Here is an 18,737-nt window from a genome sequence, read left to right as displayed (position 1 = left end):
GCCGCAGCTTCTCGTTGCTCTCCGAGCCGGGCACGGCGGTGAAGCTCGGCGGGGGTGTCGTGCATCCGGTCGAGGCTCAGAGCGCGAGGACGATGCGGCCGGCGGCGGTGCCGGAGCTCTGGCGTTCCCAGGCATCGGCGACCGAGTCGAACGGCACGATCTCGTGGTCGACGGTGAGCCGGCCGGCCGCGGCGTGCCCGGCCACCAGCGCCAGCGACGCCGCCCGATCGTCGGTCGACAGGCCGTTGTTGGTGTAGCCGACCATGCGCAGCGACCCGCCGCGCAGCACGGCCGACTCGATCGGCGCGGTCGCGCCGGCCGCGCTGCCCAGGTTGACCAGGCAGCCACCGGGACGCAGCACCCGCAGCGCCGCCGCGGCCGGCACACCGAACACCGGATCGAGGACGAGGTCGACCGGGCCGTCGGCGCCGTCCCGCAGCCGCTCGGCCATCGACGCGACGTCGTCGTCGGGAAGCAGCGGGATCGCGACCGCCGCGCCGAGCTCCTCGGCACGGGACCGCGCCGCCGCCGACCGGGCCACCGCGACGACCCGGCGGGCCCCGCCGAGCAGGGCCAGCTGGATGGCCGCCTGGCCGACCACACCACCGGCGCCGAGCACGACGACCTGGTTGCCGGCCGCCAGGCCACCGGCGTACGTCAGGCCGGCGTGCGCGGCGACGGCGGAGAGGCCCAGGGCCGCGAGCAGGGTCAGCGGTACGCCGGTCGGCAGCGTCACCACGTCGGCGGCGGGCACCGCGACAGTTGTCGCCATGCTGCCGTCCACCCCGGACCGCATCCCGGCCGACGTGCCGAACCAGACGGGCGTGCCGTCGACGAGACGGCCGACGCCCTGCACACCCGGCACGTACGGGGTGGCCGGCCTGCCGAAGTAGCTGGTGCCGCTGGCACAGAGCAGGTCCAGCGGGGTGATCGGCACGGCCTCGACGGTGACCGTCAGCTCGCCGTCGGCCAGCTCGGGGGCCAGCCGCTCGACGACCGTCGGTGGGGCGCCGCAGGTGGTGAGCAGGGCCGCGCGGATCACGTCGCGATGTCCGGGTAGGGCATCGAGAAGTGGGCCAGCCGCGCGCCGTACGACTTCTGGTACTCCAGCGGCTCGGTGTTGTCCCGCTCGAAGAGGGCGATGAAGAGCGTCAGGGTGAGGAACGGGTGCGCCCCCAACTCGAAGAGCTTCACGTGGTCGTGGTTGGCCAACGCCTCCCGCTCCGTGTCGTCGAAGCGCAGCCAGGTGCTCGCCTCGCCGGTGTGGCAGTTCAGCACCGTGTTGGCGCACTCGGCCTCCCACCAGGCGACCAGCTCGCGCGGCTCGCTGCGGTAGCGCTCAACCAGGTCAGGGTCCCGGTCGACCATGAACAGGAACTTGTCCAGCAGGTACTTGCTCACGCCGCTGCTCCGTTCGGGTACCAGGTGAAGTACGCCTCCATGGTGTGGAACAGGTCGAGGGTGTCGACGTAGTCGGCCTTCACGCCGGCGCCGGCCACACCCATCATCAGCATGAAGTCCATGAAGCCGTGGGTGGCGTTGCCGGGCGAGTGCAGGCTGTCCAGGGTGACCTCGCGTAGGCACCCGTCGAGGTCCCCGTTGGCGATCCACTCGACGGCCCGCCTGTCGAACTCCGGGTCCGGGCCGTGCGGGCCGAACTGCCGGGGGCCGCCCAGCTCCAGGGAGAGGTGACCGGTGCCGATGACGGCCACCCGCAGGTGCGACGGCCAGGACTCGACGATCTCCCGGATGGCCGCACCGAGCTGGACGAAGCGCTTCGGCTGCGGCAGCGGCGGAGCGAAGATGTTCGTGTAGATCGGCACGATCGGCAGGTCGGCCTCGGGCCGCAACGTGATGATCGGGCAGGTGATGCTGTGGTCGATGCGCAGCTCGTTGCTGAACGCCAGGTCGAAACCGGAGTCCAGGCCCGCCCGCAGGATGTGCGCGGACAGGTCCTCCTGGCCGGTGAGCAGCATCCGCGGCAGCCCGAACTCGCGCTCCTCGTTGTACCAGTTGGCGTCGTAGAAGGGCGCCTTGCCGACCAGGAACTGCGGCATGTTGTCCAACCAGAGCTGGTGGAAGTGGTCGGAGCCGACCATCACCAGCACGTCGGGTCGGGCCCGGGTCAACGTCTCCCGAAAGGCCAGGATCTTGCGGGTCCACTCGTCGGCGAACGGTGGCCGGTCCTCGCCGGTCGCGGTGCTGGCCCGGTAGTAGAAGGGGTGGTGGGTGGAGGCGATGACCGCGACGATGGAGGCCATTCCCACTCCTTTCGGGGGCGGAAGAGGGGGAGTCAGGGTTCGTAGACGGCGTTGCGGTCCACGGTGCGGTAGATGTCCATGCCGAGCGGCCGACGTCGCTCCTCGGCGAGGTGCCCGAGCAGCCCCGCCGCGCGGGCCAGCAGGGCGAAGCCGCGCAGCATCTCGACGGGGAGCCCGAGGTCGGCGAGCGCCGCGCCGCACACCCCGGCGCCGTTGAGCGGCAGGGTACGACCGAGCACCTGCGGGTGTACGCGGCCGATCGCCTCGAACAGCCGCAGGTGCTGGCCGTGCAGGCCCTCCTCGGTGGCGATCCGGATCAGCACGGGGGTGCGCGGGTCCTGGTCCTTGTGCACGGGGTGCCCGAGGCCGGGGACCAGCCGGCGCTCCCGCTTCGCCCGGGTGACGGCGTCGAGGGCCAGCGCGTCGTAGTCGGTCACGTCACCGGCCTGCGCGAGCGTGTCGGCGAGGAACCGTCCACAGTCCTCGGTGACGCCGAGGAAGCGGGAGCCGCCGCCGAGCAGCCCGGCGGCGAGCGCGCCCTGCAACGACTCGGGCGCGGACAGGTACGTCAGTCGGGCGGCGATGGCCGTCGGGGTGAAGCCGTGGTCGGCGAGCGCCACCAGCACCGCCTCGAAGACCCGTACCTCGCCGGGGGTGGGTCGGCGGCCGGCGACCAGCCAGTACGCCAGCTCGCCGAAGCCCACCGTGCCCATCAGGTCGGCGGCCAGGTCCTGCCCGAGCAGGGAGATGGTGGTCGGGTCGGAGGTGCCGATCCCGGTGGGGAAGCTCAGCTCTTCAGCCACGCGCGGATCTCCTCGCCGTGTTCGTCGAGCCCGGGCGGCGGCAGCTCGTACCGGGCCGGGGTGTCGGAGAAGGTGATCGGGTTGCGGACGCCGGGCACGGCGCCGACGGTGACGACCGGGTCGAGCCCAAGCTCCTCGGCGAGGGCCACGCCGCCGTCGATGGTGTTGATCGGCGCGCAGGGGACACCGGCGGCGAGCAGGTCCCGGAACCACTCGTCCTTGGTCCGCTTGGCGAGCCGTTCGACAAGCAGGGGCCGCAGCTCCTTCCGGTTGGCGGTGCGGTCCTGGTTGCGCCCGAAACGCCTGTCGTCCGGCAGGCCGGGCAGGTCGAGCACCTGGCAGAGCTTGCGGAACTGCCCGTCGTTGCCGGCGATGACGATGAGTTCGCCGTCGGCGGTGGGCAGTGGCTCGTACGGGAAGAGGCTGGGGTGCGCGTTGCCCATCCGGAACGGGACGGCGCCGCCGGCGACGTAGCCGCTGGAGTGGTTGACCAGGCCGGACAGCGCCGAGCTGAGCAGGTTGACCTCGACGTGCTGTCCGCGTCCGGTCTCTCCACGATGGTGCAGCGCGGCGAGGATGCCGATGCTCGCGTGCAGCCCCGCCATCACGTCGAAGACCGAGATCCCGGCCCGGTATGGCGAGCCGTCCGGGTCGCCGGTGAGGCTCATCAGGCCGGAGATCGCCTGCACCATCAGGTCGTAGCCGGGGAAGTCCCGCCCGGCGCCGGTGCCGAAGCCGCTGATGCTCGCGTACACGATCTTCTCGTTGTTCGCGGTGACGGTGTCGTAGTCGAGGCCGAACCGGGCGAGGCCGCCGGGCCGGAAGTTCTCGATCAGCACGTCGGCGCGGCGGGCCAGCTCCTGGGCGGCGGCCAGGTCGTCCGGCTGTTTGAGGTCCAGGGCGACCGACCGCTTGTTGCGGTTGATGCCGAGGTAGTACGTCGAGACGCCGTCGCGGGTGGGTGGCATCCAGGTGCGGGTGTCGTCGCCGCCCGGGCTCTCCACTTTGATCACCTGTGCGCCCAGGTCCGCCAGGAGCATCGTCGCGTACGGCCCGGCGAGGATCCGGGAGAAGTCCGCGACGAGCAGGCCGGCCAGCGGCCCGGTCGATTGCTGCACCATGTTTCCGCCCGTTCTACGGACACCTGTCCGCCGAGTCAGCTTGCGGCACCACGCGAGCACTGTCAACGGGCAATTCATCGCGATGAAACACGCTCTTGACACGAATCGTGGCCGGGACCACACTTGCGCCACTCGGGCTGGCCGCACAGCGGACAACAGTCCGGACACCTCGTACCCGGAGAGGAATGGGTGGCGATGAGCGCAACCGACCGGCCGGTGATCTTCCGCAACGGCCTGGTTCTCACCATGGACGACGCCCACACGGTGCTGCCCGGCGCCGACGTGCTGGTCGTCGGCGACCGGATCGCGGAGGTCGGCGTCGGTCTCACCGCGCCCGACGACGCCCTGGAGATCGACGCGACCGACGGCATCCTCATGCCGGGCATGGTCGACACCCACCGGCACATGTGGCAGACCGCCATGCGCGGGTACGGCGCCGACTGGACGCTGACGCAGTACTTCGTCTGGTACTACCTCGAATCCGGCAAGCTGTTCCGCCCCGAGGACGTGTACGCGGGAAACCTGCTCGGCGCCATCGAGGCGATCGACGCCGGCGTGACCACCACTGTCGACTGGTCACACGGCCTGCAGACGCCCGCTCACGCGGACGCGGCCGTCGACGCCCTCGAAGCGGTGCCGGGCCGGTTCGTGCTGGCCTACGGCAACATCCAGCAGGGGCCGTGGGAGTGGGCCACCTCGCCGGAGTTCCGCGACTTCCACCGCCGGCGGATCGACGGCGGCAAGCTGGCCGGCTTCCAGATGGCGTTCGACGTCACCGGCGATCCCGCGTTCCCCGAGCGGGCCGCGTTCGAGGTGGCCCGGGAGTTGGGCGCCGCGGTGACCACGCACGCCGGCGTGTGGGGCGCCACCAACGACGACGGCATCCGGCTCATGCACGAGGGCGGCTTCATGACCCCGTCGACCGTGTACGTGCACGCGGCCACGCTCACCCACGACTCGTACAACCGGATCGCTGCGACCGGCGGCTCCGTCTCCGTCTCCACCGAGAGCGAGCAGAGCGCCGGGCAGGGGTACCCGCCCACCTGGCAGCTGCGCCACCACGACATTCCGGTGTCGCTGTCGATGGACACCAGCGTGTGGTGGAGCGGTGACCTCTTCTCGGCGATGCGGAGCACGCTCGGCGCCGACCGCTCCCGTGAGCACCTGGAGGCGCACGCCAAGCAGGACACGATCACCCACTGCCACCTGCGCGCCGAGCAGGTCGTCGAGTGGGCCACCCGGGGCGGCGCCCGTGCCCTCGGCATGGACTCCACGGTCGGCGCCTTGACCCCCGGCCGGCAGGCCGACATCGTTCTGATCAAGAACGACGCCTCCCCGGTGATGTTCCCGATCCTGAACCCGCACGGTCACGTCGTCTTCCAGGCCCAGCGCGGCGACGTGCACACCGTGCTGGTGGGTGGCCGGGTCGTGAAGCGGGACGGCCGCCTCGTCGGTGTCGACCTGGCCGCCGCGCGGGCCCGGGTGGCGGCGACCATCGACCACCTGCGCGAGACGATGGGGGAGGAGGCGTGGCAGCGTGGCATGAACCCGGACGTCCCGGAGACCGCCATCCTGGAGAACCCGTACCAGTACACCGAGTGGGACGCCGGCTCGGCCCAATGGAAGCATTAGGACATGAGTGACAACGGAAGGGGCGCCGGGCCCGACTTCATCGAGGCTCTCGCCCGTGGCCTCGACGTCCTGCGCTCCTTCCGTCCCGCCTGCCCGTCGATGACGCTCAGCGAGATCGCCGCCGCCACCGGCCTGGCCCGGCCCACCGTCCGACGCATCCTCATCACGCTCGAGTCGCTGGGCTACGTCCGCGCGGTCGGCCGTGGCCACGCCCTCACCCCGCGCGTCCTGGAGCTGGGGATGGCGTACGTCAACGCGCTGAACATGTGGGACGTGGCCCGCCCGCACATGGAGAAGCTCGTCGCGCAGACCAACGAGTCGACCTCGATGGCCCAGCTCGACGGCAGCGACATCGTCTACGTCGCCCGGGTGGCCGTCCCGAAGATCGTCACGCTCGGTGTCACCATCGGCACCCGCTTCCCCGCGCCCGCGACGTCGATGGGCAAGGTGCTGCTCGCGGCGCTGCCACCGGAGACCCTGGCCGCCGTACTCGCCGAGCCGACGCGCTCCGGCATCACGCCACGCTGGCAGCCCTCGCCGGGCGAGCTCGACGCGGTGCTGCGGGAGACTCGGGCGAAGGGCTGGGCACTCGCCGACCAGGACCTGGCCCCGGGAATCCGGTCCGTCGCCACCGGGGTGCGCGACGGCGACGGGCGGGTCGTCGCGGCGATCAACGTGACCGTGCACGCGGCCGAGACCTCCCTGGAGACCCTGCGCGAGGAGCACCTTCCGAGGTTGCTCCGCGCGGCGGCCGACATCGGGCACGACTGGGCGCTGACCGCCGCCGTCCCGGTGGTCACCGCCTAGCTGCGCTTCGGGTGCCCATGAGCTCCGCGGATCGTCCGGGGCAACGCCGACACCAACAGATGCCATAGTGCCGGCCATGAAGGCAGACCTGCACAGCTACTTGAAGGGCGGCCGCGACTCGCTGCTGTGGAAGCTCGACGGGCTCGGCGAATACGACATTCGGCGGCCGTTGACCCCGACCGCGACCAACCTGCTCGGTCTGGTGAAGCACTCGGCGGCCATGGAGATCCTCTACTTCGGCGTCGTGTTCGGCCGACCGTTCGAGCAGGAGCTGCCGTACATCGGCGATGGTGCGGAGACCAATGCCGACATGTGGGCGAGCGCGGATGAGACCCGCGAGGAGATCGTCGAACTGTATCGCCGCGCGATCGTCCACGCCGACACCACCATTGACGCCCTTGCGCTGGATGAGGTCGGACGCGTGCCGTGGTGGGGCGACGCAGCGGTCACGTTGCACCACGTCCTGGTCCACGTCATCGCGGAAACCCAACGGCACGCCGGCCACGCCGACATCGTGCGCGAACTCATCGACGGCGCGGCCGGGCTGCTGCCCAGCAACGACAACCTGCCCACCGGGCACGAGCCATGGTGGCTGGACCACCGCCGGCGAGTGGAGCAGGCAGCCCTCGACGCCAGCAAACTCCCACCGATGCTGCCCTAGCCGGGCGGTGGGCGCCCTGGTCCGAGCGTTCCGGGATGATGGCGGACTGCCCCCGCGACCAATCGATCATGGTGACTGAAAGTGTCGTACACCCGTTCTAGTCTCGGGTCATGGTCGAGGAGTTGGCGCAGGCAGAGGACGCGATCGCAGCCTGCGCCGACGCCGCCGCCTGGGCTCTGCCCGAGCAGGAGTTGATCGCGGCGCTCGACGCCGCGCACCGCATTGAGCAGCGCCTCGCCGCCGTGACTCTCGCCCTGGTCCGTGAGCTCGACGGCCGCGGCACGGCCCGCACCCAGGGCGCGTCGTCCACCGCGGTGTGGCTGCGCGAACGGCTGCACCTCACCATCCCGGCCGCCCGCCGGCTCGTCGATCTCGCCGCCGCCCTCGACGCCGCACCGCCCGCCGTGCGGGACGCCCTCGCGGCCGGGACGGTCACCGCCGAGCAGGCCCGCGTCATCACCGACACGATTGGCGCGGTGGCGGCGTCGGCCGGCGCCGAGGCCGCCGACAAAGCCGTCGGTGTTCTGGTGCAGTGGGCCGGGCAGTTCGACCCCACCCTGCTGCGCAAACTCGGCACCCGCATCCTCGACCACGTCGCACCCGAGGCCGCCGACGCGGTCGCCGCCGCGGCACTCAAGGCCGAGACCGACCGGGCTGCGCGCGACCGGCACCTCACCATCTCCGAACGGACCGACGGACGACTGCGGCTCAGCGGCATCCTCGACACCGAAACCGCCGGCCTGCTGCGCGCCGCCATCGACCCGCTGACCGTGCCCACCGGCCCCGACGACGCACGCAACCCCGGCCAACGGCGGCATGACGCCCTGGCCGACGTGTGCCGCCTCGCCCTGCGCACCGGCGAACTACCCGACAACGGCGGCGACCCCGCCCAGATCGTCGTCACCACCAGCTACGACGGGTTGACCCGGCAGTTGGGCAGCGGTTCCCTCGACATCGGCCCGCAACTCACCCCCGAGACGGTGCGTCGGCTCGCCTGCGACGCCGCGATCCTCCCCGCCGTCCTCGGCAGCGCCAGCCAACCACTCGACGTGGGCCGACAACGCCGCCTCATCACCGGACCCCTACGCCGCGCACTCGTCCTGCGCGACCGAGGCTGCGCCTTCCCCGGCTGCGACCGACCACCACGCTGGTGCGACGCCCACCACATCCACCACTGGGCCGACGGCGGCACCACCACCCTCCACAACGCCGTCCTCCTCTGCGGCCACCACCACCGACACCTGCACCACACCGACTGGGTGGTGCGCCTCGGCGGCGACGGCCACCCCGAATTCGTACCACCCGCCTGGCTCGACCCCGACCAGATCCCCCGCCGCAACCAGTACCACCGACGAACGTAACCACCACCACCACCGATCACCCGGAAAAGCAGGCCGACCGAGTGACGCCGATCACGTTGGTCTCCATCGCCGTGCGTCCGACCGCGAGGTCGACCGTGGTGGGTTCCTGCGGCATTCCGCCGGTCACGCCGGCGTTGTTGACGAGCACGTCGAGGCCGCGAGTGTGACGACGGTCAGCCCAACGACCTGATTGCCAGCCCCACGACCTGGTCGCCACCCCGACGACCGGCTGTAAATCCACGGCCATTCGGATGCGCGGCCGGGCGGTCACGAATCCGGCGGCAAATCGTCACCACCGGCGGTTAGTCTTCCTGCGCGCGTCGTCGTCCTGGCACGCCGCGCCCCGCGCCTGGTCGGCGCGGCTTCGCCGCCACCGCCCACCAATGGCCGGCTCAATCGACTTCAGGAGAATTTGTGACACAGCAATCCGTCGCGACATCGGACAAACTCGACGCCGCGGTGCTCAAGGTGGCCGGCGTCGTCGTCCTCGGCGCGATCATGTCGATCCTCGACGTGACGGTGGTCAGCGTGGCGCTGCCCACATTCCAGAACGAGTTCGACGCGTCCTACGCCCGCGTCGCGTGGACGATGACCGGCTACACCCTCGCCCTGGCCACCGTGATCCCGCTCAGTGGCTGGGCCGCCGACCGGTTCGGCACCAAACGGCTCTACATGGTGGCGCTGGCGCTGTTCACGATCGGGTCGGGGCTCTGCGCCACCGCCGACTCGATCGGCGAGCTGATCGGCTACCGCGTGCTGCAGGGCCTCGGCGGTGGCATGCTCATGCCGCTGGGCATGACCATCATGACCCGCGCGGCCGGGCCCCACCGGATCGGCCGGCTGATGGCCGTCCTCGGCATTCCGATGCTGCTCGGGCCGATCGGCGGCCCGATCCTCGGCGGCTGGCTGATCGACACCGCGAGCTGGCACTGGATCTTCCTGATCAACCTGCCGATCGGTGTCGTCGCGCTGATCTACGCACAGTTCGCGCTTCCGAAGGACGCGCCCGAGCCCTCCGAGTCCTTCGACTTCGTCGGCATGCTGATGCTCTCGCCGGGTCTCGCGCTGTTCCTCTACGGCGTCTCGTCGCTGCCGGAGGCGGGCACCTTCGCCGAGGCCAAGGTGTGGGCGCCGATGCTGGTCGGCGGCGCGCTGGTGGTGGCGTTCGTGCTCTACTCGTTCAAGCCCCGGCACCCGCTGCTCGATCTGCGGCTGTTCCGCAACCGCAGCCTGACCATCGCCTCGGTGACGCTGTTCGTGTTCATCATCGCGTTCATGGGCGCCGGCCTGCTGTTCCCGAGCTACTTCCTGCAGGTGCGCGGTGAGTCGACGCTGGCCGCCGGCCTGCTGATGGCCCCGCAGGGCATCGGCGCGATGCTCACCATGCCGATCGCGGGCACGCTTGCCGACCGGGTGCCGATCGGCCGTACCGTTCCGTTCGCGTTGGCGCTCATCGTCGTCGGGTTCTTCAGCTTCACCCAGGTCGACCCGCAGACCTCGTACTGGCTGCTCGGCGGGTCGCTGTTCGTGATGGGTCTGGGCATGGGCGGCACGATGATGCCGATCATGACGTCGGCGCTGCGGACGTTGCAGGCGCAGGAGGTGGCCCGCGGCTCGACGCTGGTCAACATCCTCCAGCAGATCGGCGGCTCGGTCGGCGCCGCCGTCATGTCGGTGATCCTCACCAACGAGCTCAACGGATCCCGGCCGATCCCCGGACTGGTGGACGAGAGCGGCAAGCCGATCACCGAGGCCGGGCTGGCCATCGCCTCCCAGCAGCGGCCGGAGCTGCTGCAGCAGATGCCGGTGGACCCGTCGATCATCGAGCGCGGGCTCGACTTCGCCGCGAATTCGTTCGCCACCACGTTCTGGGTCGCGTTCGCGCTTGTCGTGCTCACGTTCATCCCGGCCGCGCTGCTGCCGCGCCGGCGTCAGCCGGCGCAGCTCGACGACCCGCAGGGCGAGCAGGTCAAGACGCCCGTCGTCATCCACTGACCGACCCGCCGCGCTCAGCGTCCCTTCCGGATGCTGAGCGCGGCGGGTACGGCGTCAGCGCAGTGGACCGTCGCCGGGTCCGTCCGGGTCCTCGACCAGGTGGATCGCCGCTTCCTCCGCGCTGGCGGCGCCCGTGTCGATCCCGTCCCAGGCGACCGAGTCGGCCTCGTCGTCCTCGCGGACGCCGGGCAGGATGAGGGGGTGGACATCGAACCGGTCGACCACTCACCCCGGCAGGTGTTCCCCTGGTCGATGCTGCGGCAGCGCTGGGAGGATCTCACCTTTCTGCACTGGGCCGTCGACCCGGCACTCGTCGCGCCGCTGCTGCCCGCCGGCACTCGTCCGGACACGCTGGACGGTGTGAGCTACGTCGGCCTGATCGGCTTCCGGATGGTCGGGCTGGGCTTCGGTCGCGGCCCGGGGGTGCCGTACTTCGGCACCTTCGCCGAGACGAACGTACGGCTCTACTCGGTCGACGACACCGGTCGACGGGCCGTCGTGTTCCGCTCGCTCGACGCGTCCCGACTGGTGCCGGTGCTGGTGGCACGGGCGACGCTGCGTCTGCCGTACCTCTGGTCGTCGATGCGGCTGGACCGCGACGGCGACCGACTCACCTACCGGTGCCGGCGTCGCTGGCCCGGCCCGGCGGGTACGACGAGCCGGATGGCGGTCCGGGTGGGGGAGCCGATCGCCGACCCCACCCCCCTGGACCATTTCCTCACCGCCCGGTGGGGGCTGCACACCCGGGCGTACGGTCGCACGCTGCACCTGCCGAACTGGCATCCCCGCTGGCCGCTGCACCGGGCCGAGCTCCTGCACCTGGACGACGGGCTGGTCGCCGCCGCCGGGCTGCCGGCGCCGGTCGGACCGCCGGTCAGCGTGCTCTACTCGCCCGGTGTCGGGGTGCGGTTCGGCCCGCCGGTGACGCTCCGGCGGCCCGGCTGAGCGCCGGGCCGCCGGACGCTCAGTAGCGACCGCCCTCGGGGGCGGGCAGCGCGTCGAGGTCGGCCAGTTCCTCGGCGCCCAGCTGCACGTCGCCGGCCGCGCAGTTGTCCACCAGGTACTTCGGTGTCTTGGTGCCGGGGATCGGGATGACCCGGTCACCCTGGGCGATCACCCACGCGAGCGCGACCTGCGCGGGAGTGACGCCGGCCCGGTCGGCGATCTCCCGGACCCGGGCGACGATGGCCAGGTTGGCCCGCAGCGCGTCCTGCTGGAACCGCGGCAGGCCGCGTCGGAAGTCGTCGGCCGGCAGATCGTCGAACGACGAGAACCGGCCGGTCAGGAAACCCCGGCCCAGCGGGGAGAACGGCAGGAAGGCGATGCCGTGCGCGACGCAGTACGGCAGAACCTCGGCCAGCGGGTCCCGGGTCCACAGGGACAGCTCGGACTGCACCGACGCCACCGGGTGCACGGCCTGGGCCCGCGCGATCTGGTCCACCGTCACCTCGGACAGGCCGATCTGACGGGCCTTGCCCGCCGCGACGACCTCCGCCATCGCGCCCCAGGACTCCTCGATGGGCACCTCGGGGTCGACGCGGTGCAGCTGGTAGAGGTCGACATGGTCGGTGTTGAGGCGGCGCAGGCTGTCGTCGATCGCCGCGCGGATGTGCTCCGGCCGGCCGTTGTTGCCGATCTTCGGCGAGTTGCCGGGGCCTCCGGTCAGGGACGTGGCCACCAGCCCGACCTTGGTCGCCAGGACGGCCCGCTCCCGGTGGCCGTCGGCCAGCGCCCGGCCGACCAGCTCCTCGTTGGTGTACGGCCCGTACACGTCTGACGTGTCGATCAGCGTGGCGCCCAGGTCCAGCGCCTGCCGGATCACCGAGATCGAGGTGTCGTCGTCGCGGGGGCCGGTGATGTCGTATCCGTGGCTCATGCCCATGCACCCGAGACCGATGACGCCGACCTCGGGCCCTGCACTGCCCAGCGTGGTGGTTCTCATGGGCACCACGCTACGACCGTCCTCCGCCTGCCGCCCGGCGGCGTCCAACGGCGGTCCATCCCGGCTCATGGCAGCTTCGAGCACCTCTTCCAGTGGTACGGCAGCGGCGACGTCGAGACGCCGACGGCCAACCCCGAGATGACGTTCCGGACGTCCGCCGCGAGCGCGCGCCACCTGCGGGACCTCACCGAACGAACCGGCGCGCTTGTCGTCGGCCGGCGGCTGTTCGACATGACCGGCGGGTGGGGCGGCCGGCACCCGATGGACGTACCCGTCGTGGTCGTCACGCACACCGTGCCGCAGGGCTGGGAGCCGGAGAATGACTCGTTCGTCTTCGTCACCGACGGCATCGCCAGCGCCATCGACCGCGCGAAGGCGCTCGCCGGTGACAAGGAGGTCGGCGTCAACGGCTGCACCATCGCGGCCCAGGTCGCCGCGGCCGGCCTGCTCGACGAGGTGCACGTCGACCTCGTCCCGGTCGTGCTCGGCGCCGGCATACCGTTCTTCGCCGGCCTGACGATCGCGCCGCTGCACCTCGACGGCCCCTTCCGCGTCGTCGAGGGCGACGGCGTCACGCACCTGGCCTACCGCGTACGCCCGGCGGCCTGACCACCTCGGGACCGGGCGTCGTGGAGCGAGGAGGTGGACCGCGTACCGAACGCGCCGCCGCAGTGGGCGCGGGGGGTGACCATCGGGGCGACCTAGAATCGACGAGTCTCACTGCTTTTGGCGGTGTGGGCTGGGGGCGACCACGAAGGGCGGTGCGCACGATGGGACCGGACGAGCGGCGACGGTTGTTCGAGCAGGCGCGGGAGCGTTCAACGCGACAGGACACCTGGGCGGAGGCGGACCGGTTGTGGGTCCGGGTGATCGAGGCGTACCGGGAGGCTGTGCGCGGTCCGGGTGGGGTCCGCGAGGACCAGCAGCAGTTGGCCCGGGCGCTGTGGCGGCACAGCATGCTGCTCTCGGCGCGCGGCAGGGCCGCCGACGGGATGGCGCCCGGCGGGGAGGCGGTGGTCGTCTTCGAGCGGGTGTACGACGCCGTGGCGGCCGAGGGCGGCAACGTGGCGGCCGCACCCCGGGACGACGCCCTCGCCGAGCTGATCACCGCACTGGTGGACCTGGCCGAGGTCTCGTTCGCCGCCGGTCAGCCCGCCACGCGCAGGGACCTGCTGGAACGGGCCGTGACGGTGGGTCTGACCTCCGCCGGATCTCCGCCGTCCGCTGGGCCCCGCACCCGGGAGGCGATGGGCACGGCCTACCACAACCAGGCGGCGGCGCTGCTGCACCGGCACCTCACGCGGCCGTCGTCGGGCGACGGTGCCCAGGAGGCGGCGCTGGCGGCGTCGCGGGCCTGCGAGCTGCGGCAGGGGCTGCTCGACCTGGCGCGTCCGCTGACCTTCTGGGAGATGGCCAACACCTACGGGGTGTACGCCCAGTGCCTGGTCCTGATCGGCGACCTCGACCGGGCGGCCATGGTGCTGGCGATGGGCAACCGCTTCGTGGAGACGCTGGGCCCGGCCGCCGCGGAGCCCGCCCAGAAGCTGCGGGTCGCGGCCGAGATGCTGGCCCGGGAGAAGGGTGGGTCGGGGCACGCGACTGGTTCGCGCCGTTGGGGCTGGCGGCGGGGTTGACCTGCCGAGCGGCGGGCACCGGCGCGCCCGTCTTGCCGGACATCGTCGTTGATCGATACTGTGCGTGAAGGCGCCGCCCCGCCTCAGACCATCACCGTCGAAGAGAAGCGGGTTCCGCATGCGCACACTGAGACTTGTCACGTCGCTGGCCGTCGCCGGCCTGCTCGCCGGCGCGGTGGCGATGATCGCCACGCCGGCCAGCGCGGCAACTGTCGTGTTCTCCGTGACCAACAACTGGGGCAGTGGCTATCAGGGCCAGGTCACGGTCACCAACGACACCTCCGCGCCGATCAGCAGTTGGCGGGTCGAGTTCGACCTGCCGGCCGGGTCGAGCATCAGCCAGTCGTGGAACGCCCAGCAGGTGACCTCGGGCAACCACTACACCTTCAGCAACGTGTCGTGGAATGGCACCCTCGGGGCCGGCGTTTCGACGTCGTTCGGCTTCCTCGTCAACGGCTCCGGCACTCCGGTGAACTGCACCGTCAACGGCAACAGCGTGTCCTGCACCGGCGGCACACCGCCCACGACCCGGCCGCCGACCACCCCGCCGCCCACGACCCCGCCACCGACCACTCCGCCGCCCACGACCCCGCCGCCCACCACTCCGCCGCCGCCGACCGGCACACCCGTGCAGCGGTACGGGCAGCTGCGGGTCTGCGGCACCACGATGTGCGACAAGAACGGCGCGCGGGTGCAGCTGCGTGGCGTCAGCAGCATGTGGCTCAACTGGGAGACCGCTCCCTACGCCGAGAACCTGTCCGCGCTGACCTGGATGCGCGACAACTGGAACCTCCAGGTGATCCGCGCGGCGATGGGCGTGGAGCCGGCCGGGGCGTACCTCAGCGATCCGGGCAGGGCGCGGGCGCAGGTGGAGACGATCATCAACAACGCGGTCACCGCCGGGGTGTACGTGATCGTCGACTGGCACGCGCACGAGGCGCAGAACAACCAGTCCCAGGCGGTGGCGTTCTTCGGTGACCTGGCACGTCGCTACGGTCACCTGCCCAACGTGATCTGGGAGACGTGGAACGAGCCGTTGCAGTTCAGCTGGACCGGCGTCATCAAGCCGTACCACCAGGCGGTCGTGTCCGCGATCCGCGCCGCGGATCCGGACAACATCGTCGTGCTCGGGACGCCGACCTGGTCGCAGGACGTGGACGCCGCCGCGGCCAGCCCCGTTGCCGGCACCAACCTCATGTACACGCTGCACTTCTACTCGTGCACCCACGGCGGGTCACTGCGCGCCAAGGGCGACGCGGCGATCCGGGCCGGCCTGGCGCTGTTCGTCACCGAGTGGGGCGCCAGCAACGCCGACGGCGGCCTCGACGGCCGGGCCTGCCTGCCGGAGGCGCAGTCCTGGATCGATTGGATGAAGGCGAACAACATCTCCTGGACCGCCTGGAAGCTCGACGTCGGCACCGACACCACCAACCTGCTCAGCCCCGGCGCCCCGGTGACCGGCGGGTGGAACAACTACCTGCACGGCCACGCGCCGTTCGTGGTCGCCAACATGAGGTGACCTGACCGCTTGATCACCTCCAGATCGCCGATGTCGGGGTATCCGGGCCAGTGGGATGCCCCGACATCGCCGATCCCGCGTCGATCACGGGACCAAATGTCCGAAGAGGATCAGCGGCGCCCCTCGTCGGTGCGCGGCCACGGGGGCAGAACGGTGCGTCACCTTAACGCGCCGGAAACGCCCCCGGTACCAAGCCTGGGAACGCTCGTCGGACAGTCGAGACCACCGACACGCGAATCGGGGTGACCATGGTCGACAACACCACGAACGCGGCGACGTTCGACGGGCCGGTGGGCCGGTCCGGCAACGGTCGGGCCGTGCCCACGTCCCGTCCCGCCCCGGCGATGGCGGTGCACGACGACCCGGCCGACCTCGCCACCATCGGCGTGGAGGAGGAGTTCCACGTCGTCGACCTGCACACCCGGGAGCTGGTGCCCCGGGCCGGGGAGCTGCTCGACCGGCTGCCGGCCACGTCGTTCACCGCCGAGCTGCACCGCAGCGTGGTGGAGACCAACACCGCGGTCTGCCGCACCCTGGACGAGATCCGCGCCGAGCTGACCCGGCTGCGCCAGTCGGCGGTCCAGGTCGCCGACCGGGCCGGGCTGGGCATCGTGGCGGCCGGCACGGTGCCGCTGCGCGCCGACGGCGACCCGAGCGTCACCCCCACCTCGCGCTACCGACGGATGCTCGACGAGTACCAGATGCTCGCCCGGGAGCAGTTGATCTGCGGCGCGCAGGTGCACGTCGGGGTCTCAGACCGGGACCTGGCGGTGGCCGTCACCCGGCGGGTGCAGCCCTGGCTGCCGGTGCTGCTCGCCCTGTCCACCAGCTCGCCGTACTGGATGGGTCAGGACAGCGGCTACGCAAGCGTCCGCTCGCTGGTCTGGCAGCGCTGGCCCACGGCCGGTGACCCGGGCGAGGTGACCAGCGCGGCCGACCACGAGGCCCTCGTAGCCGAGCTGATCTCCTCGGAGACCATCACCGACCCCGCGATGATCTACTTCGATGTTCGGCCGTCGGCGCACGTGCCCACCGTGGAGCTGCGCATCACCGACGCCAATGCCGACGTGGAGACGATCGTCCTGCTCACCGGGCTGTTCCGGGCGCTGGTGCGCCGGGAGGTCGCCGCCCTGCGCGCCGGAGTCGAACGCACCGCCGTCCGGCCGCCGGTGCTGCGCGCCGCCGTGTGGCGGGCCGCCCGCTCCGGGCTGGAAGGCGACCTGCTCGACCTGCCTCGCTCGGCCCGGCCGGTGCCGGCCGCCGAGGCGGTCGGCCGCCTGGTGACCGACCTGCGACCGCAGTTGGAGGCGACCGGTGACTGGGAGCAGGTCCGCGAGCTGACCCGGTACGCGCTGGAGCGCGGCAGCTCCGCGGCGCGGCAGCGGCGGGCGTACGAGCGGCGGGGCCGGTTGGCCGACGTGGTCGACCTGCTGCTCGACGAGACGCGGGGTCGGGTGCGTACGCCCCTGCCCGGAGTGCCGCCACCGCCCGCGCTGTCCGCGTACGCCGATGCCGGCGACGAGGTCTTCGGCCCGGATGGGCCGGAGCCGACGTTCCGTCCGCTGCTCGCCGCCCTGCGCACTCTCGGCGCCGCCGGCCTGCGCCAACGCGAGCACGACCGGGACGAGGAGCAGCGCGCCCGGGGCGTGACGTTCAGCGTGGCCGGTGAGGCCAGCACCCGGCTCTTCCCGGTCGACCTGGTGCCCCGGGTCGTGCCCGCCGACGACTGGCGGGCGCTGCGGACCGGCCTGGTGCAGCGCGCCCGCGCGCTCGACGCGTTCCTGCGCGACGTGTACGCCGACCGGGCGGTGGTCGCCGACGGGGTCGTCCCGGCCTGGGTGGTGGAGTCCTCGCCGGGGCTGCGCCCGACCGGTGCGCTGATGGGCCGGCGTGGCGCGCGGGCCCAGGTGTCCGGAACCGATCTCGTCCGCGACCCGGCCGGCGGCTGGTACGTGCTGGAGGACAACCTCCGGGTGCCCTCGGGCATCGGCTACGCCGTGCAGAACCGCCGGCTCACCCGGGCGGTGCTGCCCGAGCTGCCGGTGCCCGATGACCTGCTGCCCGCCGACGAGACACCCGCGATGCTGCACCGGGCGCTGCTCGCCGCCGCCCCCGCCTCCGCCGACGACCCCGCCGTGGTGGTGCTCAGCAGCGGCCCGGGCGACCCGGCCTGGTTCGAGCACCGGCTCCTCGCCGACGAGATGGGCGTGCCGCTGACCGAGAGCGGCGACCTGCTGGTGTCCGACGGCCGCGTCCACCTGGTCCGGGAGGGCCGCCGCAGCCAGGTCGACGTGCTCTACCTGCGGATGGACGAGGACGCGTTGCTGCACGCCCCGGGCGCCGACGGCGTGCCGCTGGGCTGGCCGCTGCTGGCCGCGGTGCACGCCGGGCGGCTCACGCTGGCCAACGCGCTGGGCAACGGCGTCGGCGACGACAAGGCGCTGTACGCGTACGTGCCCCGGCTCATCGAGTACTACCTGGGGGAGAAGGCGCTGCTCGGCGACGTGCCGACGTACCTGTGCGGGCTGCCCGAGCAGCGCGCCGAGGTGCTGGGCCGGCTCGACGAGTTGGTGCTCAAGCCGGTCGACGGGTACGGCGGGGACCGCGTGGTGATCGGCCCGCGTGCCGAGGCCGAGGAGCTGGACGCCGTCCGGGAGCAGATCCTCGCCGCGCCGCACCGGTGGATCGCCCAGGAGGTGGTCGCGCTGACCACCCACCCGGTCTTCGACGGTACGGCCCTCGCGCCGCGCCACGTCGACCTGCGGGCCTTCGTGTTCCTCGGCGAGACGGCCGAGGTGGCCCCGGTGGCGCTGACCCGGGTCGCGCCGGCCGGCAGCATGATCGTCAACTCGTCGCGGGGCGGTGGGTCGAAGGACACCTGGCTGCTCGGCGGAGCCGAGCAGCCCCCGGCGTAACTCACGCTTGACCCGGATGTCATCGGGACGCAATCCGGTCCGCCAAGCCTGGACCGGTCAGCGGCCCGAGCGAACCGAGCCGATGA

The 18,737-nt window shown here is 71.9% G+C and carries 18 protein-coding genes; 10 read left to right on the top strand and 8 right to left on the bottom strand.

Annotated elements, in window-relative coordinates; genetic code table 11:
* Positions 1 to 76: 76 nt before the first annotated feature.
* The 5 genes from ABZT87_RS21720 to ABZT87_RS21700 are packed head-to-tail and all read right to left on the bottom strand — an operon-like array spanning position 77 to position 4,185.
* Positions 77 to 1,042, bottom strand: coding sequence for a zinc-binding alcohol dehydrogenase family protein (locus ABZT87_RS21720; RefSeq protein WP_355137714.1), 966 nt, complete (start codon positions 1,040 to 1,042; stop codon positions 77 to 79).
* Positions 1,039 to 1,401 carry a hypothetical protein gene (locus ABZT87_RS21715; RefSeq protein WP_355137712.1) on the bottom strand — a complete coding sequence of 121 codons (363 nt, stop codon included), beginning with the start codon at positions 1,399 to 1,401 and terminating at the stop codon, positions 1,039 to 1,041. Before ABZT87_RS21715 ends, ABZT87_RS21720 begins: the two co-directional genes overlap by 4 nt.
* A complete protein-coding gene (locus ABZT87_RS21710) occupies positions 1,398 to 2,261 on the bottom strand; it encodes an extradiol ring-cleavage dioxygenase (protein WP_139583672.1) in 864 nt (287 codons plus the stop codon). Before ABZT87_RS21710 ends, ABZT87_RS21715 begins: the two co-directional genes overlap by 4 nt.
* A gap of 32 nt (positions 2,262 to 2,293) precedes the next feature.
* Complete coding sequence (locus tag ABZT87_RS21705) at positions 2,294 to 3,064, bottom strand: citryl-CoA lyase (RefSeq protein WP_354859107.1); 771 nt, start codon at positions 3,062 to 3,064, stop codon at positions 2,294 to 2,296.
* The gene (locus ABZT87_RS21700; RefSeq protein WP_355137710.1) at positions 3,049 to 4,185 is read right to left on the bottom strand and encodes a CoA transferase; all 1,137 of its coding nucleotides are present in this window, start codon (positions 4,183 to 4,185) and stop codon (positions 3,049 to 3,051) included. Before ABZT87_RS21700 ends, ABZT87_RS21705 begins: the two co-directional genes overlap by 16 nt.
* Before the next feature lie 195 nt (positions 4,186 to 4,380).
* Here ABZT87_RS21700 and ABZT87_RS21695 point away from each other — a divergent pair, with 195 nt between their 5' ends.
* From ABZT87_RS21695 to ABZT87_RS21680, 4 genes are all read left to right on the top strand, one after another.
* On the top strand, positions 4,381 to 5,817 hold the full coding sequence (locus ABZT87_RS21695) for an amidohydrolase family protein (protein WP_355137708.1): 1,437 nt from the start codon (positions 4,381 to 4,383) through the stop codon (positions 5,815 to 5,817).
* Positions 5,818 to 5,820: 3 nt separating this feature from the next.
* Entirely contained in the window at positions 5,821 to 6,624 is an 804-nt protein-coding gene (locus ABZT87_RS21690) for an IclR family transcriptional regulator C-terminal domain-containing protein (protein WP_355137706.1), read from the top strand.
* Between the two features lie 76 nt (positions 6,625 to 6,700).
* Positions 6,701 to 7,285, top strand: coding sequence for a DinB family protein (locus ABZT87_RS21685; protein WP_355137704.1), 585 nt, complete (start codon positions 6,701 to 6,703; stop codon positions 7,283 to 7,285).
* A 110-nt stretch (positions 7,286 to 7,395) separates the two neighbouring features.
* A complete protein-coding gene (locus ABZT87_RS21680) occupies positions 7,396 to 8,646 on the top strand; it encodes a DUF222 domain-containing protein (protein ID WP_355137702.1) in 1,251 nt (416 codons plus the stop codon).
* Between the two features lie 16 nt (positions 8,647 to 8,662).
* Here ABZT87_RS21680 and ABZT87_RS21675 read toward each other — a convergent pair whose 3' ends face one another.
* Positions 8,663 to 8,917, bottom strand: a complete 255-nt coding sequence (locus ABZT87_RS21675) for a hypothetical protein (protein WP_355066479.1) — start codon at positions 8,915 to 8,917, stop codon at positions 8,663 to 8,665.
* A 143-nt stretch (positions 8,918 to 9,060) separates the two neighbouring features.
* On the opposite strand from ABZT87_RS21675, the gene ABZT87_RS21670 reads away from it, so the two are divergent.
* Positions 9,061 to 10,641, top strand: a complete 1,581-nt coding sequence (locus ABZT87_RS21670; protein ID WP_355137700.1) for a DHA2 family efflux MFS transporter permease subunit — start codon at positions 9,061 to 9,063, stop codon at positions 10,639 to 10,641.
* Between the two features lie 54 nt (positions 10,642 to 10,695).
* Here the strand turns inward: ABZT87_RS21670 and ABZT87_RS21665 are convergent, their stop codons facing one another.
* A complete protein-coding gene (locus ABZT87_RS21665) occupies positions 10,696 to 10,866 on the bottom strand; it encodes a DUF5709 domain-containing protein (protein WP_354859124.1) in 171 nt (56 codons plus the stop codon).
* Between ABZT87_RS21665 and ABZT87_RS21660 the strand changes: the two genes are divergently transcribed.
* Positions 10,843 to 11,586, top strand: a complete 744-nt coding sequence (locus ABZT87_RS21660; protein WP_355137698.1) for a DUF2071 domain-containing protein — start codon at positions 10,843 to 10,845, stop codon at positions 11,584 to 11,586. The two genes, ABZT87_RS21665 and ABZT87_RS21660, sit on opposite strands and share 24 nt — an antisense overlap.
* A 19-nt stretch (positions 11,587 to 11,605) precedes the next feature.
* On the opposite strand, the gene ABZT87_RS21655 is transcribed toward ABZT87_RS21660, so the two are convergent.
* On the bottom strand, positions 11,606 to 12,583 hold the full coding sequence (locus tag ABZT87_RS21655) for an aldo/keto reductase (RefSeq protein ID WP_355137696.1): 978 nt from the start codon (positions 12,581 to 12,583) through the stop codon (positions 11,606 to 11,608).
* Between the two features lie 138 nt (positions 12,584 to 12,721).
* Between ABZT87_RS21655 and ABZT87_RS21650 the strand changes: the two genes are divergently transcribed.
* From ABZT87_RS21650 to ABZT87_RS21635, 4 genes are all read left to right on the top strand, one after another.
* Positions 12,722 to 13,192, top strand: a complete 471-nt coding sequence (locus tag ABZT87_RS21650; protein ID WP_355137694.1) for a deaminase — start codon at positions 12,722 to 12,724, stop codon at positions 13,190 to 13,192.
* 161 nt (positions 13,193 to 13,353) lie between these two features.
* Entirely contained in the window at positions 13,354 to 14,217 is an 864-nt protein-coding gene (locus tag ABZT87_RS21645) for a hypothetical protein (RefSeq protein WP_355137692.1), read from the top strand.
* Positions 14,218 to 14,335: 118 nt separating this feature from the next.
* Positions 14,336 to 15,736 (top strand): cellulase family glycosylhydrolase, encoded by a 1,401-nt coding sequence (locus ABZT87_RS21640; RefSeq protein ID WP_355137690.1) that lies wholly within the window; start codon positions 14,336 to 14,338, stop codon positions 15,734 to 15,736.
* Between the two features lie 248 nt (positions 15,737 to 15,984).
* Positions 15,985 to 18,651 (top strand): carboxylate--amine ligase/circularly permuted type 2 ATP-grasp protein, encoded by a 2,667-nt coding sequence (locus tag ABZT87_RS21635; protein ID WP_355137782.1) that lies wholly within the window; start codon positions 15,985 to 15,987, stop codon positions 18,649 to 18,651.
* Positions 18,652 to 18,737: the final 86 nt, after the last annotated feature.

Source organism: Micromonospora sp. NPDC005237 (assembly GCF_040607775.1).
GTDB lineage: Bacteria > Actinomycetota > Actinomycetes > Mycobacteriales > Micromonosporaceae > Micromonospora.
This window is presented reverse-complemented; position numbering and strand designations above follow the sequence as displayed.

What these genes read in the sequence shown, in the direction of transcription:
- ABZT87_RS21685 (WP_355137704.1), top strand. Translation starts at nt 6,701, where the DNA reads ATGAAGGCAGACCTGCACAGCTACTTGAAGGGCGGCCGCGACTCGCTG.
- ABZT87_RS21695 (WP_355137708.1), top strand. Translation starts at nt 4,381, where the DNA reads ATGAGCGCAACCGACCGGCCGGTGATCTTCCGCAACGGCCTGGTTCTC.
- ABZT87_RS21655 (WP_355137696.1), bottom strand. Translation starts at nt 12,583, where the DNA reads ATGAGAACCACCACGCTGGGCAGTGCAGGGCCCGAGGTCGGCGTCATC.
- ABZT87_RS21690 (WP_355137706.1), top strand. Translation starts at nt 5,821, where the DNA reads ATGAGTGACAACGGAAGGGGCGCCGGGCCCGACTTCATCGAGGCTCTC.
- ABZT87_RS21650 (WP_355137694.1), top strand. Translation starts at nt 12,722, where the DNA reads ATGACGTTCCGGACGTCCGCCGCGAGCGCGCGCCACCTGCGGGACCTC.
- ABZT87_RS21640 (WP_355137690.1), top strand. Translation starts at nt 14,336, where the DNA reads ATGCGCACACTGAGACTTGTCACGTCGCTGGCCGTCGCCGGCCTGCTC.
- ABZT87_RS21645 (WP_355137692.1), top strand. Translation starts at nt 13,354, where the DNA reads ATGGGACCGGACGAGCGGCGACGGTTGTTCGAGCAGGCGCGGGAGCGT.
- ABZT87_RS21680 (WP_355137702.1), top strand. Translation starts at nt 7,396, where the DNA reads ATGGTCGAGGAGTTGGCGCAGGCAGAGGACGCGATCGCAGCCTGCGCC.
- ABZT87_RS21710 (WP_139583672.1), bottom strand. Translation starts at nt 2,261, where the DNA reads ATGGCCTCCATCGTCGCGGTCATCGCCTCCACCCACCACCCCTTCTAC.
- ABZT87_RS21635 (WP_355137782.1), top strand. Translation starts at nt 15,985, where the DNA reads ATGGTCGACAACACCACGAACGCGGCGACGTTCGACGGGCCGGTGGGC.
- ABZT87_RS21700 (WP_355137710.1), bottom strand. Translation starts at nt 4,185, where the DNA reads ATGGTGCAGCAATCGACCGGGCCGCTGGCCGGCCTGCTCGTCGCGGAC.